This window comes from Candidatus Poriferisodalis sp. (genome assembly GCF_965221945.1).
Lineage (GTDB): Bacteria > Actinomycetota > Acidimicrobiia > Acidimicrobiales > Poriferisodalaceae > Poriferisodalis.
Window position 1 is genome coordinate 1,446,625 of record NZ_OZ244925.1, and the last position, 13,749, is coordinate 1,460,373.

The following is a 13,749-nucleotide window of genomic DNA, read 5'->3' on the forward strand; positions in this document are numbered from 1 at the left end:
TCGCCGCTCAAGCGTCGTCGGCCGTCTCGGGTACTTCGTCGAGGTCGGACAGGCGCGCTTCGGGATAGAGGTGCTCGAGACTTCCCGGCTCAACCCTGCATTGCTCCACGAAACTGTCCACATCGGAGAGTCGCAACCGGATGACACGACCGAACCGGTACGCCGGCAGGTCGCCCCGATCAATGAAGCGATACAGCGTCCGAGTGGTGATGCCCATGCGGTTTGCAGCCTTCAGCGTGGACAGCCAGACGATTTCGTCATAGGAGGCCTGGCGCTGTTCCGGGCTCGTTGCGCCATCGTCGCCTGCCCCCGTCGGCTCCTCGGGCATCATCGCACCTCGCAGTCGCTCGGCCGTTGGCGTTGTAGGGCAACCGCGCCAAGTTCCTCGAAAACCACGCTAGTGCGCTCGCCTCCGGGCAAAGCGCATTTCGACATCGATGATTGATATCGCGCGCTATATCGCTATATTTGTTCCACATATTTGGTAAATAACGTGATGTTTCCATAATTTTTTTGTCATTTCATAGCAGTTTGGCTAGGTTTTCGCCGTGCCCACCGATTCGCTGCTGCCGACCGGTCGCGAGGCCGTCCCCGCGGCCTCTCGCGCCAGCCGCCGCTCCGCACCGGCACACGCTTCGATTCGGCCGCGAGTTATAGCGGGCTGCATCCTGTGCGGCGCCGCAGCACTGGGGTTGTGGTGGGCATTCGAGCAGTCGGCGGCAGCGCCCGAGACCAGCTACTTCGTCGCACGGAGCCGACTCGCGCCGGGCAGCGTCATCGAGCCAACCGATGTTGCCCTCGTGCCGATCCAACTGCCGCCTGAGGTCTCCGCCACCGTCTTCGGTGACGGCGATGACGTGGTCGGCAACCTCGTTGTCGGGGCCGTGCACGCCGGGCAATTGCTGACGCGTGGCGACGTCGGCTCGCTTGGGTTCGCAAGCGACCGACGCGAGGGTTATGCCATCTCGGTCGAGCTCGATCGTTCCCGGGCGCTCAACGGCCTGCTCACCGCGGGCGAGCAAGTTGACGTCGTCGCCACCGATCGCGTCCCCCCGAACGGAGCAGCCGTCGTGGCGACCGGTGCCCTCGTGCTCGACGTCGACGGCCTCTCGGGCACGGAGCATCTCTCGAACACGATCACCGTCACGCTGCAGGTGCCCGAACGCGTCGCCGCCGTCTCGGTCGCTGCGGCCGCAGATGCAGGGGCCATCACCCTGATCCGGGCCTGGGGTGCCTCGAATCCCGTCGGGTCATGATCGATCCAGAATCTCTCGCCGAGATTGAACGAGCGGTGTCGGAACGGGCTCGCCACGGCGGACTGGATCCTGGCGCGCCGGGCGCAGATCTCGCCATCATGGCTCTCGCCCACGAAGAAATGCGGCGTTGGAATATCGACTTCAAGCGCGGCGAACGCAGCCATGCAGTCACCGACGCTGATCCAGTGGCGGACCGGATTCAGCGCGACCTGCTGGGCTACGGACCGCTCGAGGCGCTGCTCGCCGATGCCGACGTATGGGAGATCATGGTCAATGCCCCGCGTGAGATCTTCGTCAAGCGTCACCGCGGCCCGAGCGGCCGTCACGACGAGGTCTTCCACGACAGCGAGCACGTCCGGCGCACTCTGACGAGAATCATCGACGACGCGACTGCGTCCCATCGCAAGCTGGATCCGAGCGAGGGACTGCAGGACGCGCAGCTGGATGATGGTGCCCGGCTTCACATTGTCCATCCCGACATCGGCCGCGGCGGCCACCTGATCTTCAACATCCGGAAGTTCACCGGAATCGCTTTCTCGAGCCTGAACGACTTGACAGCGATCGGGACGCTGACCCGCGAGATCGCCGACTTCCTGCGCACTGCTGTGCGTGCCCGGCTGTCGATCCTGTTTGCCGGCGCTCCGGGCACCGGCAAGACGACGCTGCTGGGGTGCTGCGCCGCCGAGCTCGATCCACAGCTTCGTATCGCGACCGCCGAAGAGGTATTCGAACTCGACATACCGCTGCCCAACGTCGCCGGTATGCAGACCCGGCCTGGGCGGACCGAGCGCGCACCTGTCGACTTGCGGCGCTTGGTGGCCGGCTTCCTGCGCATGGCGCCCGACGTGGCGATCGTGGGCGAGGTCCGCGACCGCGAGGCAGTTCCCCTGTTGCTGACGCTGTCCAGCGGGGTGACTGGCTACGCCACCATCCACGCCGGATCTGCACGCCAGGCCCTCGGACGGCTCCGGCTCATGTGCCAACTCGCGCCTGACGTGCGTGACATGCCCGTCGCAGCGATCACCCAATTGGTGGCCGAATCGATCGACATCGTGGTGTACCTGCGCCGGAACCCTTCCGGGGTGCAGGTCACCGAGATCGTGGCGGTGGAAGATCCTGTCGGCAGCGGTGACAGCCTCTCGTTCGAGACGACGGTGCTGTACGCAATCGACCGCCCCGGCCAGACGCCTGCGAGCACAGGGAACGTGCCACGACGGGTGGCGTCGCACATCGAATCCGCGGGATTCAAGATGCCAGGCCGTCGCGCACCCGCGGGCGCAGCTCAGTGACCGGTCTCGTGTTTGCGATCGCCGGCGCGCTGGGCGTCTGGCTGCTGGCGACCAAGGCGGGCGACGTGCCGCTCGCGCCACGGTGGTTGCCCAAGATGGTGCGCCCGGCGCGGTTGGCATCTCGAAGATCATCAGATCACCTGCTCCGCAGCGTGCTGGGCGCGGTCGCGGCAGCCGTTGCCGGATGGACGGGTGCCTGGATCCTCTTCGGCGGGCTGGTCGCACCTGCGCTTGTCGCAGCATTCGGTGCTGCCATCCCCCCGAGTGCAGCTTCCCGACGCCGACTGCACCGTGTCGCCAGCGCCCGGCAGGCGTGGCCCCGACTCTTGGCAGAGATTCGTGTCCTCGTAGCCAACCGGGGATTGTCGATCCCTTCCGCGTTGTTCGCTGCGGGAGCTCAAGCCCCCACAGAAATGCGAGCGGCGTTCTCCGAAGCGGCACGCACGTGGGCTTTGAGCACCGATTTCGAAGCCTCGTTGCGTGCGCTCAAGACATGGCTGGCGGACCCGACTGCGGACGCCATCTGCGAGACATTGCTGGCCGCGCACCAGATCGGCGGAGTGCGGCTCGACACTCGCCTGCGCGCACTGGCCGAGGCTGCACATGCCGAGGCTGCTGCCCGCGAGGACGCTCGCGCCAAACAGGCCGGAGCGCGGTTTGCCCGCAGCTTCGTCGCAGTGGTGCCGGCATTCATGGCCGTGATCGGCCTGAGTATCGGACGCGGTCGACAGGCCTACGAGGCGTCGGACGGCCAATTGCTCGTGGCACTCAGTGTGCTCGCCGTAGTCGGCTGCTGGTTGTGGGCGGGGCGGATCATGGCAGTCCCGTTGCGGAAGCGGGTATTTGGCCAATGAGCCTCCAATGAGCAACGCCGCGAGATCCGGAGGGCGTATCGCGACGCTGCTGGACTCCGATACCGAACTCCGCGCCCGGCTGTCTCAGGCCGGCATTGCCCAATCCCCGTCTGAGTTTCGTACACGGCAGTACGTGATCTGCGGTGCCGTGCTCATTGCATCAGTGGCTGCACTCAGCGCCATCGGCGCGAGGCCGTTGCTGGGATTCGCCGGGGCGCTAGCCGCGGCCGCTGCGACATATGGCACGTTTGAGCACCACCTCGGGAGATCGGTTGCCCACCGGCGCACACAGATCATTGAGGAGCTGCCGGTCGTCGCCGAGCAGATCGGCATGCTGCTTGCCAGCGGCATGTCGCTGACCAGCGCCCTCGAAGCAGCGGCACGGCGCGGGAAGGGGATCTGCGCCGCGGGACTGGAACGCGTCAGCACCCACGTCTCGGGAGGAATCGCGGTTGAGGTGGCACTGGCCGAGTGGGCCGACGACGCTGGCTCGGCGGAGATTCGAAGATTCGTCGGCGTGCTCACCCTGCACGAGGAAACGACGGACATCGCGGCGCTGGTATCCGACGAGGCCCGCTCAGCCCGCATGGAGGCCCACCGGCGCCTCATCGCCCACATCGAACGTCGCAACGAGCAGGTGTGGATTCCCGTCACCGTCGCCGCGCTGGTGCCGGGATCTGTCCTGCTGGCGATCCCGTTCAGCGACGCCCTCAGCAGCTTTGTGGCGCTATGAGCCGCCGGTCAGCGCCAGCGAGGCCGGGCGAACCCTCCCAAGGACATGACCGGCATTTATCGAAAGGACAACCCCGTGTACCTCAACACCTTGACCGCTATGTTCGAAACCGCCCTCTCAGTGACGTTCGATGCCTCCGTCGCTGCGCTCAGCGCAGTTTGCGCCAGTGCTGGCATCGTGACACTGGACCGATGGCAGAACCCGGCGATGTCCTGGGCCGCACGCGGCTCCTCCGGGCGAAACGAATGTGGCGAAGGAGTCATTTCAGCGGCCATTGCCGTGCTGATCATCGCCTCGCTCGGCGCCCTCATGTGGGTTGGCTTCAAGGCGCTGTGGGAAAACGCGGAGGAAACAACGAATTCTGAAATCGCAAAGATCGGCAAGTGACGCGTGCTCACGATGAAGAAGGCGTCGGTCTCGTCGCATTGCCGTGGGGTGTGCTGGCGTACCTGACGTTTCTCATGCTCGCAGTCCAGGTTGCCGTGTACTTCTACAGCACCTCGATTGTCACCGCTGTCGGCTACGACGCAACGCGCCGGGCTGCGCTCGCGGGCGCTGACCCCGCCTCGATCGTCGATGCCGAGCGCTGGTTGCGCTCGAACATCGGTCCGGGACTGGACATCGTGACGCTGCGTTGGAGCACGACCTCCGAAATCGTCGCCTTGGATCTGGTGGCAAAGCCGCCGAACGTTCTCATCGACGCTTCGGCACTGATCGGATTGCGGAGCATCGAGCGTCGGTTCGAGATGCGACGCGAACTGGCACGCTTCGAGGGCTCCCCGTGATCCGCAAAGGGCGTGATTCCTCAGGCGTCGTGGGGGCAGAAGTGCTGCCGTTTGTGGTGCTCGTCTTCATCGGGGGTGCCTTGGTGCTCGCCCAAGCCTGGGCGGCACTGGATGCGAAGATCGCCGTGATCGCTGGTGCCCGGGAGGCCACGCGGACCTTCGTCGAGCACCCCGGACCTCGCCCCGCACATGCCATGGACGCGGCGGTCTCCGCAGGTACGCAGGCGATGTCCGGCTACCGGCTCCACGGTGAGGCCTCCGTCGCGCCGGTCGGTGCAGCCCGGTTGCATCGCTGCGATCGGGTGACGTTCGAAGCGACGCAGGAAGTCCCTCGTATCGCTCTGTTGGGCGGCGGCTGGTCGCCCCTCACGGTCCGTGCTCGCGCCAGCGAGATTGTGGATCCCTTCCGGCACGGTCTGGGCGGACGGGCACCCTGTGGACAGTGACCCCGCCCGGCCAGTGATCGCTGAACGCAATGAGCCCTCGCCGAAGGTTCCCGGTGACGGCGAGCGAGGCACGGTGCTGCTGCTCGTGCCGACCGGGGTGCTGATCGTGGCACTGCTGGCCAGCATCGCCGTCGACAGCGCCGCTGCGTTCTTGGCGCAGCGCGAGGCCCAAGCAGCAGCGTCCTCGCTCGCGAACGATCTGGTCTCGCTCGGCATCGACGAGGCCTCGCTTCGCCGTCACGGGTCCTACCGGCTCGACGCTTCACGACTTCGGAATCTGAGTCAGTGGGGCCAGCGGATGGCTACCGAGCGGCTGTCCGCAGTGTTCGAACCCGGCTCTGTCTCGGTCTCGGTCAGCGCGGCAGGTTCGAAGGCCGTGCGGGTGTCGGTCTCGGGCTCGGCACGACGTGTCATCGGCTTGATCGGCAATGTGGATGGAAAGTCCAACAGGAACGTTTCTGCCGAGGCCATCGGTCGCGTACGCCTCTCGGGGTGAACGTGCGAGCCGAACCGCTTGCTTCGGGACAATTCATTTGAACGAGATTCCTGTCTTTTTATAACTTCTGAATGTGCTGAGAAGTCCGACCGTTCGCGACGATGGTTCGGGCAGCGCAGTCCTGGTCAAGCACGCCATCGGCGCTGAGCGGCCGCGTTTGCGCCACGAGGCCGGAGTGCTCGACGCCGCTCGCATCGAGGGAGTGGTCGAGTCCGTCGGGTTTGACGAAGTTGATGAGCGATGCGAGCTCCGGCTGCGTTACCTCGAAGCCGCGACGCTTGCCGAGCAGCCGCCCCTGGGTCTGGTCGACCTCTTGGATGTCCTCATCGATCTCGGCACGACACTCGTCGAACTGCATGCTCGAGGCATCCGCCACGGTGCACTCAGGGGCGAGCACGTTCTCCTGGCGCGACCCCGCCGGCCGGTGATCTGTGGCTTCGGGGAAGCGACGGGTCCTGCCGACCACCGTCAGCATCTGCCAGGCGCCGATCTCGCTGCGCTCGCTGTTCTCGGGCAGGTGGAACTCGCGCGCACGGATCGTTCGGCGTCGGATCCGACAGAGCGCCAGTTCTGCGGTGATGCGCTTATCGCCTGCGGGGATCTCGCTGCTGTGGCGTCGGCCAGTCCCCACGACAGTGAAGCGTTGATGACGTGGCTCACCCGTCTGCGTCACGTTCACGAAGCAGCCGGACAGGAACATTCGGTGACCACCGAAGGTTTCGGATCCTCCCAGGCACGTGTTGCGACGTTCGGACACGAACCACATGGCCTGCGCGAACGATTGCGAGCAGATGTCGCAGCCTCGAATCCGTCAGACGCTGTCGCTCGCTTGCCTCATCGTGCGGAGCTTCGAGGCTCAACGACGTGGGACCGGCGGCGTGTCGGCGCTTATGCGGCGGCCGCTGCGGCCTTGGCGGTCGCAGCGTTCATCGGATGGCGAGCGCTCGCGGGTGGCGAACCGGATTTCGAGTCTCCTGGCACGGCACCACTCATCGGCTCCCGAAGCAGCCCCGTGACCTCTGCTGCTACATCCGGTGCCCTCTCGCTTGAGCTCGCTGGCGTCTCGGCAGCTGCCGATGACCACGGCCAAGGCTCGACCGCACTGCCCGATGCCACGATCACCTCCGAGGAGCCCGCGTCCACGGGAGCGACCTTGCTCTACAGCACGGCAACGGCGTATTGCCCCGAGCGGACCGGCGCCGATCTCGATGTTGGCGAGGGCAGAGACGGCTCGGCTGAGCCCAGCGAGCCCCCCAGCACACCACCGCAGAGTGAGGGGGCGAGTGCCGATGCGACGGTCGTGCTGTATCACGCCGACGTCCGCGGGGATGGCTGCCTGGTACCCGTCCGCATCGCGATGCCCGCCGCACATCGTCGGTCGGCGGCCGTGCGCACTCCGCACGGTGAATGGACGCTCGGTGCCGATGGTGACCTCGTCGCCGTCGGCGATTGGGACTGCGACGGCCGTTCGACGTTGGCGGTTGTGAAGCCCAGTTCGGGCATCGTCGGCTTCTACGGTTCGTGGCCCCCGCCGGAACGCCACGTCGTTCCGGCTCGCATTGCTGTTGTGCCTCAACACGCCGACGCTGTGTCGAGGTCGTCGTCGTCGTTCGGCGCGGCGCACGATCTTTCTTGCGATGCGCTGGTTGTGCACTATGGCGATCTGCACCTGACGTTGTCCCAACGCGAGCCTGCGGCGGATACTGCGCTGGTACTGAGCGCGCAGTCGCGCTAGCGCCGCGACGGCAGCTCCAGACGGATTGCCACCTCGTTTGCGACGAGGCGTCCACGAGCGGTCAGCTTGAGACGACCCTGGCTGGCGGGCGTGAGCAGGTGCGCGACGTCGTCGGGAACCGCATCGGCGGGGACACCGGCGGAAGTGCGCAGCGCGAGCTGCAGCCCCTCGATGCGGCGTTCGTCGGAGTCCAACTCCTCGCTGCCGGCGGTGACCGAGGATCCCGTCGAGATCGCCGCGATGAACCGCTCGGGCGTGCGAACGCTCCAGAAGCGGCGGCCGTCGCGGTGGCTGTGCGCGGCGCAGCCGATGCCCGCGTAGGAGCCCTGTTGCCAATACAGCAGGTTGTGCCGGCATTGCGCGCCGGGCCGAGCCCAGTTGGAAATCTCATAGATCTCGTAGCCCGCCTGATCCAGCAGCTCGTCGGTAAGCAGGTACTTGTCGGCCATGTCGTCGTCGTCGGGATGTCGGGAAGGATCGTCTCCGAGTGCTGTGCCGGGTTCGGGGGTCAGCCCGTACACGCTCAGGTGATCTGGCTCGAGCGCAATGGCCTCGACCAGCGTGCGCTTCCAGTCGGACACCGATTCGGTGAGCGAACCGAAGATCAGGTCCAGACTGAACTGGTCGATGCGCGCATGCCTGACCGCGTCAATCGATGCAGGCACCATCTGCGGATCATGACGTCGGCCCAGCGCCTCGAGCACATGGAGAACCATCGACTGCACTCCGAGGCTGACACGGTTCACGCCCATGCCCGCGTACGCCTGCATTTGGTCCACCGTGACCAAGTCCGGATTGCACTCGACCGTTACCTCCGCGTCCTCGGTCAGCGGTAACTCCTCCAGCACGTCGGCAAGCAGCGAAGGCTCCACCAGATTCGGCGTGCCGCCGCCAAAGAACACCGATGTCACCGGCGGAAGATCCCCCGCCAGTTCCTGGGCCTGACGGCGGCAGCTCGCCATGTAGTCAACGATGAGATGGCTGCGATCCGTCCACGTCGCAAATGCGCAGTAATCGCAGCGGTGCGTGCAAAACGGAATATGGCAGTACACGCCGAATTCGCGGGAGGTCACCAACGGTGTGCCCGTCGTGCGCCGGGTCGCGCCGGTCACACGACGCCCCTCACGTGACGCTCCTCACAGGACAGCTTCCGGGGGGAAGCCGGGCGATGTCTCGGGCCGGACAGCCTCGCCGCTGCCGGGCTGCTCGCTACCGGTGGGACCGAGCCGCTCCTGCGGCAGCAAAGCACCGGGACGCACGCCATAGATCTCCGCCAGCCGCAGCAGGCGGTGTACTTGCACACCGCGCTCGCCGCGCTCGTACGCGCCGAGCGCCGAGATCCGGAACTCGCCGCCGGATGCCGCCTGCACCTCGCTCAACGAGAGCCCTCGCTGACGGCGCACGACGCGCAGGCGCTCCCCCACCAGCGCATCAACGTGCCGGCGGTCACGGGTCATCTCAACGCTTGTTGCGCCGCTGGCGCTGCCGCCGGGCCTCAGCACCACCGCGAGACTTGGATCGCTCAGCCCGAGCGTCGGGTCGAGCTGCGGTTCGTGGCGACGCATCGGAAGGCGAACCAGCGTCCCCGCGAATCCTGGATTGCCCAGCCCGAGCCGCGTCAGCGGTGGCCCCTGCGCTCTCGGGGTCGGTGTTGCCGTTCACGGGCTCACCGCGCCCCGCAGCAACTTCTCGCAGCATCGCCGCCTCGGACTTCGAGAGCCTCTTCGGGATGTCCACCCGCACCACCACGTGCAGGTCACCCCGTCCGCGCCCGTTCGCTCGGGGCACGCCGAGTCCGCTCAACCGGATGGTGTCGTTCGGCTGCGTGCCCGCCGCTACAGCAAGTTCCTGCGGCCCGTCCAGCGTGTCGAACGACAGCGTCGCACCCAGCGCTGCCTGCAGCATCGTCACCGGCAACTCCGCCACCAGGCTGTCGCCTTGTCGCACGAAGACATCGGACTCGGACACACGCAGGTGCACATAGAGGTCGCCTGCGGGTCCCCCGCGAGGTCCGACGGACCCTCGACCATTCAAGCGAAGCGTGGCGCCAGAATCGACGCCGGGCGGCACACGCACAACGAGCGAGACGTGTTCTGCGCAACGCCCTTCGCCCCGGCACGACCGGCACGGCTCGGCAATCTCCTCACCGATCCCACGGCATCGAGCACAGGGCGCAGTGGTCACCATCTGGCCCAGGAAACTCTGGCGCACCTGGCGCACCTGGCCAATGCCCTCGCAGATGCTGCAGACGGTCGGCGAGGTGCCCTCTGCGGCGCCCGAGCCATCACAGCCCGCGCAAGCCACCAACGTCCGTACCTCGATCGGTCGGTCAGTGCCGAAGACGGCCTCGGCAAAATCCAGATCCACGACCGTCTCATGGTCGTCACCGCGCGGCGGGCCCGCCGGCCGGCGTGATCGGCCGCTGCGGAACGGGTTCCCTCCGAAGAAGGACTCGAAGATGTCGCTGAGGTCGAAATCGAACGCGGGTCCGCCCATCCCGCCCCGCAAGCCCTCATGTCCGAAGCGGTCGTATCGGGCCCGCGCCTCCGGATCCGACAGCACGGCGTATGCCTCGCTGATCTCCTTGAAGCGGGCCTCAGCCCCGTCGTCGCCGCGATTCGCATCAGGGTGATGCTCACGAGCTTTGGCCCGATATGCACGCTTGAGATCGTTCTCGGTGACGTCGCGGCTCACACCGAGCAACTCGTAATAGTCCGCAGGCATCTGTGGTGGGCCTATTCCTGGGCCGATCGCGACAAGTCCGCCGGCATATGTGCGCCGTCGCCGTCTCCAAGCGAGGCCGACAGCCTCCGGCTCACCGTATGCACCGCTGCAAGCGCCTTCGAGTAGTCCATCCGTGTCGGGCCGAGCAGGCCGACGCTGCCGACTGTTCGGCCATCTACCTCGTAGGGCGCAACCACCACCGAGCATTCCGCCAGTGGCTTCATGCCAGTCTCCGATCCGATGGCCACACTGAGACCGCGATCCACCAGGCTTCGCAGCAGCGTCACGACCATCAGTTGCTCTTCCAGCACCGACAAGACTGAACGCAGCGATGACACGGCTTCGAACTGCTCGGTGATCTTGGCCGTGCCACCCACGTAGAGCTCGCTCGGATGCGGTTCGTCGGCAGCCAGGGCGGACAGGGCCGCGGCCGCCAGTGCATCGGTTGCCGCATCTCCGGTCTCGCGAACCAGCGGCGGCTGCGTACGAGTCCTTCCCACAAGCGCTGCGGCCAAGACCGCAGAGGCTGCACCTGCAGAAGGCCCCTGGGCCGCCGCCTCCAAGTCCGGGTTGCTGTACACGTCGACGTAGGTCCGCTCCACGACGCCCGACGACATCACCAACACCACAAGCAATCGGCCGCCGCCGAGATCCACCAGCTGGGCCGATCGGATGCTGTCGCGGTCGTGGCTGGGTGCGACGACCATCGCTGCATACTCGGTCAGGTCAGACAAGAGCCGGCTGGTGTCGGCGAGCAGCTCCTCAATCTGTCCTTGGGCATGGGCGAAGAACGCACCTACCTGCCGGACGCCTGTGCTGTCCAGGGAACCGGGTCCGAGGCCGTCCACGAAGTACCGGTAGCCCGCCTCAGTCGGCACACGGCCGGCACTGGTGTGCGGCTGCATCAGGTAGCCGCCAGATTCGAGCGCGGCGAGGTCGTTTCGCACAGTCGCGGGTGACACATCGAGGCGAGTCATCTCGAGCACCGCTGCGGAGCCGACTGGCTGCGCGCTCTCGATGAAGTTCTCGACCACCGCTCGCAGCACCGTGGCTCTGCGCTCGTCCATCACTCCTCCGCGGCCCCAGCCGCAAGCCTGTCACCGTGGGGTGACGGCGATGATGTCGATGCTACCGACACCCATTCCGGCCAACAGGGGGACTAGCTGCGCGGGCGCGACCACTCAGGGGTCGAGGCGCAACGCCGAGACGAAGGCCTCGTTGGGCACCTCGACGCGCCCGATGGCCTTCATCCGCTTCTTGCCTTCCTTCTGCCGCTCGAGCAGCTTGCGCTTGCGGGTGATGTCGCCGCCGTAGCACTTCGACAGCACGTCCTTGCGCTTCGCCTTGACCGTCTCGCGGGCGATGATCCGCCCGCCTATGGCGGCTTGGATCGGAACGTCGAACAGCTGACGCGGGATGAGTTCGGCGAGCTTCGCGGCAATGGCCTTGCCGTAGGGATACGCGCCATCACGGTGACGGATGGCAGAGAATGCATCCACTGGTTCGCCGTTGAGCAGGATGTCGACGCGCACGAGGCGCTCAGACCGGTAACCCGCGTGGTCGTAGTCGAGGCTCGCGTACCCCTGGGTACGGCTCTTGAGCTGGTCGAAGAAGTCAGTCACAACCTCCGCCAGCGGCAGCTGGTAGCGCAGCTCGACGCGTTCGGGCGACAGGTAGTCCATGGAGGTCATCGAGCCCCGACGCGACTGGCACAGGTCCATGACCGCGCCCGTGTAGGCAGTCGGCGTCAGCACGGACACGTTCAGCATGGGCTCGGCGATTTCGGCAATCTGAGCCGCGGATGGCAGGTCGGAAGGATTGTCGACCTCCAGCTCGCGATCGTCGTCGGTGTGCACCCGGTAGGCCACCGACGGCGCTGTGGCGATGAGAGACAGTCCGAATTCGCGCTCGAGCCGCTCGCGGACAATCTCCATGTGCAGCAGACCCAAGAAGCCGCAGCGGAACCCGAATCCCAGCGCACCTGAAGTCTCGGGCTCGAAAGTCACGGAGGCGTCATTGAGCCTCAGCTTCGCCAGCGCCTCTCCCAGATCGGTGTACTCGTCGCCGTCGACGGGGAACAGCCCGCAGAACACCATCGGCTTCGGGTCGTCGTAGCCGGCCAGCGGTGCATCAGCCGGTGCGCCAGCAGAGGTGACGGTCTCGCCGGAGCGGGCCTCAGCCACGTCCTTGATGCCCGCGATGAGGTACCCGACCTCGCCGGGTCCCAATTCGTCTGTCGGTGTCACCGCGGGCAGGCGCAGTCCGATTTCCTCGCACAGGTGCAGCCCACCGGCATGCATGAACCGCAGCCGATCGCCAGTGCACAGCCGACCATTCATCACGCGCAGCGAGGACACCACGCCTCGGTACTGGTCGAAGTGGGAATCGAAGATCAGCGCCTGAAGCGGAGCTTGCGGATCGCCGCCGGGCGGGGGGATGCGCTCCACAATTGCGTCGAGCAGCGCTGCGACGCCCTCGCCGGTCTTGGCCGAGATCGCCAGCACCTCGCTCGCGTCAATGCCCAGCACGCGTTCGATTTCCGACGCGTACAGATCCGGATCGGCCGCGGGGAGGTCGATCTTGTTGAGCACCGGCACGATGGTGAGATCTGACTCGAGAGCCAGGTAGCAGTTCGCCAACGTCTGCGCCTCGATGCCCTGTGCGGCATCGACAAGCAGCACCACGCCTTCACAGGCCGCCAGCGAGCGGCTGACTTCGTACCCGAAGTCCACATGCCCAGGTGTGTCGATGAGGTGCAGCGTGTGCCCCTGCCAGCTCACCCGCACGTTCTGGGCCTTGATGGTGATGCCGCGCTCCCGTTCGAGCTCCATGGAATCGAGGTACTGGGCGCGCATCGAGCGCTCCTCCACAGCGTCTGTCAATTCCAGGATCCGGTCCGACAGTGTGGACTTCCCGTGATCGATGTGGGCGATGATCGAGAAGTTGCGGATCGAACCGGGTCCGACACGGTCAGACCCACGGTCAGACCCATCAGCAGACGCAGGAGGCACGTGGGGCATCGCAGGCCGCACGGTACCCTGCGAGGCCGGTTTCGGGACAATCCGTGGCTACTCGCCTCAGGACCCGAATACACCCAACCGACTCCCGGCGGGCACGCCTTCGTGGCCGCCACCGAGACAGAGAGCACGCCTTCGTGGCCAACATCAAGAGCCAGATCAAGCGCAACCGCCAGAACGAGACGCGCCGGGTGCGGAATCGAGCCGTTCGCTCAGAATTGCGGACTCGCGAGAAGGCAGTCATCGCTGCTGCGGAAGCCGGTGAACCCACCGATGAGCTGATGCGCGCCGTCCAGAAGCGTCTCGACATGGCGGCCGCCAAGGGCGTCATCCACCCCAATGAGGCAGGTCGGCGCAAGTCCCGTCTCGTGGCCCGTTCAACGCAGGCCAACGAGGCCTAAACCGCCGCGCTAG

17 protein-coding genes are annotated in these 13,749 nt (G+C 66.2%); 10 read left to right on the plus strand and 7 right to left on the minus strand.

The annotated features are described in order from the left end of the window. Positions 1-7: 7 nt before the first annotated feature. Positions 8-331 (minus strand): helix-turn-helix domain-containing protein, encoded by a 324-nt coding sequence (locus ACOQPH_RS06735; RefSeq protein WP_420623941.1) that lies wholly within the window; start codon positions 329-331, stop codon positions 8-10. Between the two features lie 217 nt (positions 332-548). Between ACOQPH_RS06735 and ACOQPH_RS06740 the strand changes: the two genes are divergently transcribed. Genes ACOQPH_RS06740 through ACOQPH_RS06775 form a run of 8 tightly spaced genes read left to right on the plus strand, consistent with a single transcriptional unit; the run spans position 549 to position 5,859 of the window. Continuing rightward, the gene (locus tag ACOQPH_RS06740) at positions 549-1,256 is read left to right on the plus strand and encodes a hypothetical protein (protein ID WP_420623942.1); all 708 of its coding nucleotides are present in this window, start codon (positions 549-551) and stop codon (positions 1,254-1,256) included. Beyond that, positions 1,253-2,545 (plus strand): CpaF family protein, encoded by a 1,293-nt coding sequence (locus ACOQPH_RS06745; RefSeq protein ID WP_420623943.1) that lies wholly within the window; start codon positions 1,253-1,255, stop codon positions 2,543-2,545. Before ACOQPH_RS06740 ends, ACOQPH_RS06745 begins: the two co-directional genes overlap by 4 nt. Continuing rightward, complete coding sequence (locus ACOQPH_RS06750; RefSeq protein WP_420623944.1) at positions 2,542-3,399, plus strand: type II secretion system F family protein; 858 nt, start codon at positions 2,542-2,544, stop codon at positions 3,397-3,399. Before ACOQPH_RS06745 ends, ACOQPH_RS06750 begins: the two co-directional genes overlap by 4 nt. A gap of 7 nt (positions 3,400-3,406) precedes the next feature. Next, positions 3,407-4,132, plus strand: a complete 726-nt coding sequence (locus tag ACOQPH_RS06755; protein WP_420623945.1) for a type II secretion system F family protein — start codon at positions 3,407-3,409, stop codon at positions 4,130-4,132. A gap of 45 nt (positions 4,133-4,177) precedes the next feature. Then, complete coding sequence (locus tag ACOQPH_RS06760) at positions 4,178-4,519, plus strand: hypothetical protein (RefSeq protein WP_420623946.1); 342 nt, start codon at positions 4,178-4,180, stop codon at positions 4,517-4,519. Next, positions 4,516-4,917: a hypothetical protein gene (locus ACOQPH_RS06765; protein ID WP_420623947.1), complete on the plus strand. Its 402-nt coding sequence runs from the start codon at positions 4,516-4,518 to the stop codon at positions 4,915-4,917. Before ACOQPH_RS06760 ends, ACOQPH_RS06765 begins: the two co-directional genes overlap by 4 nt. After that, the gene (locus tag ACOQPH_RS06770) at positions 4,914-5,363 is read left to right on the plus strand and encodes a hypothetical protein (RefSeq protein ID WP_420623948.1); all 450 of its coding nucleotides are present in this window, start codon (positions 4,914-4,916) and stop codon (positions 5,361-5,363) included. Before ACOQPH_RS06765 ends, ACOQPH_RS06770 begins: the two co-directional genes overlap by 4 nt. Next, positions 5,353-5,859: a hypothetical protein gene (locus tag ACOQPH_RS06775; protein WP_420623949.1), complete on the plus strand. Its 507-nt coding sequence runs from the start codon at positions 5,353-5,355 to the stop codon at positions 5,857-5,859. The genes ACOQPH_RS06770 and ACOQPH_RS06775 overlap by 11 nt, the downstream gene beginning before the upstream one ends. A gap of 58 nt (positions 5,860-5,917) precedes the next feature. Here ACOQPH_RS06775 and ACOQPH_RS06780 read toward each other — a convergent pair whose 3' ends face one another. Further along, on the minus strand, positions 5,918-6,559 hold the full coding sequence (locus tag ACOQPH_RS06780) for a hypothetical protein (protein WP_420623950.1): 642 nt from the start codon (positions 6,557-6,559) through the stop codon (positions 5,918-5,920). A 3-nt stretch (positions 6,560-6,562) separates the two neighbouring features. Here ACOQPH_RS06780 and ACOQPH_RS06785 point away from each other — a divergent pair, with 3 nt between their 5' ends. Next, a complete protein-coding gene (locus tag ACOQPH_RS06785; protein WP_420623951.1) occupies positions 6,563-7,594 on the plus strand; it encodes a hypothetical protein in 1,032 nt (343 codons plus the stop codon). On the opposite strand, the gene hemW is transcribed toward ACOQPH_RS06785, so the two are convergent. The 5 genes from hemW to lepA all read right to left on the minus strand — a co-directional run bounded on the left by hemW (position 7,591) and on the right by lepA (position 13,338). Beyond that, positions 7,591-8,706 carry a radical SAM family heme chaperone HemW gene (gene hemW / locus ACOQPH_RS06790; protein ID WP_420623952.1) on the minus strand — a complete coding sequence of 372 codons (1,116 nt, stop codon included), beginning with the start codon at positions 8,704-8,706 and terminating at the stop codon, positions 7,591-7,593. The genes ACOQPH_RS06785 and hemW overlap by 4 nt on opposite strands. 24 nt (positions 8,707-8,730) lie before the next feature. Further along, the gene (locus ACOQPH_RS06795; RefSeq protein WP_420623953.1) at positions 8,731-9,051 is read right to left on the minus strand and encodes a helix-turn-helix domain-containing protein; all 321 of its coding nucleotides are present in this window, start codon (positions 9,049-9,051) and stop codon (positions 8,731-8,733) included. A 1-nt stretch (position 9,052) separates the two neighbouring features. Next, positions 9,053-10,318, minus strand: a complete 1,266-nt coding sequence (dnaJ, locus tag ACOQPH_RS06800) for a molecular chaperone DnaJ (RefSeq protein WP_420623954.1) — start codon at positions 10,316-10,318, stop codon at positions 9,053-9,055. A gap of 11 nt (positions 10,319-10,329) precedes the next feature. Beyond that, a complete protein-coding gene (gene hrcA / locus ACOQPH_RS06805; RefSeq protein ID WP_420623955.1) occupies positions 10,330-11,385 on the minus strand; it encodes a heat-inducible transcriptional repressor HrcA in 1,056 nt (351 codons plus the stop codon). 114 nt (positions 11,386-11,499) lie between these two features. After that, the gene (gene lepA / locus ACOQPH_RS06810) at positions 11,500-13,338 is read right to left on the minus strand and encodes a translation elongation factor 4 (protein WP_420623956.1); all 1,839 of its coding nucleotides are present in this window, start codon (positions 13,336-13,338) and stop codon (positions 11,500-11,502) included. Between the two features lie 134 nt (positions 13,339-13,472). Between lepA and rpsT the strand changes: the two genes are divergently transcribed. After that, on the plus strand, positions 13,473-13,736 hold the full coding sequence (gene rpsT, locus ACOQPH_RS06815) for a 30S ribosomal protein S20 (protein WP_420623957.1): 264 nt from the start codon (positions 13,473-13,475) through the stop codon (positions 13,734-13,736). Positions 13,737-13,749 lie beyond the last annotated feature (13 nt).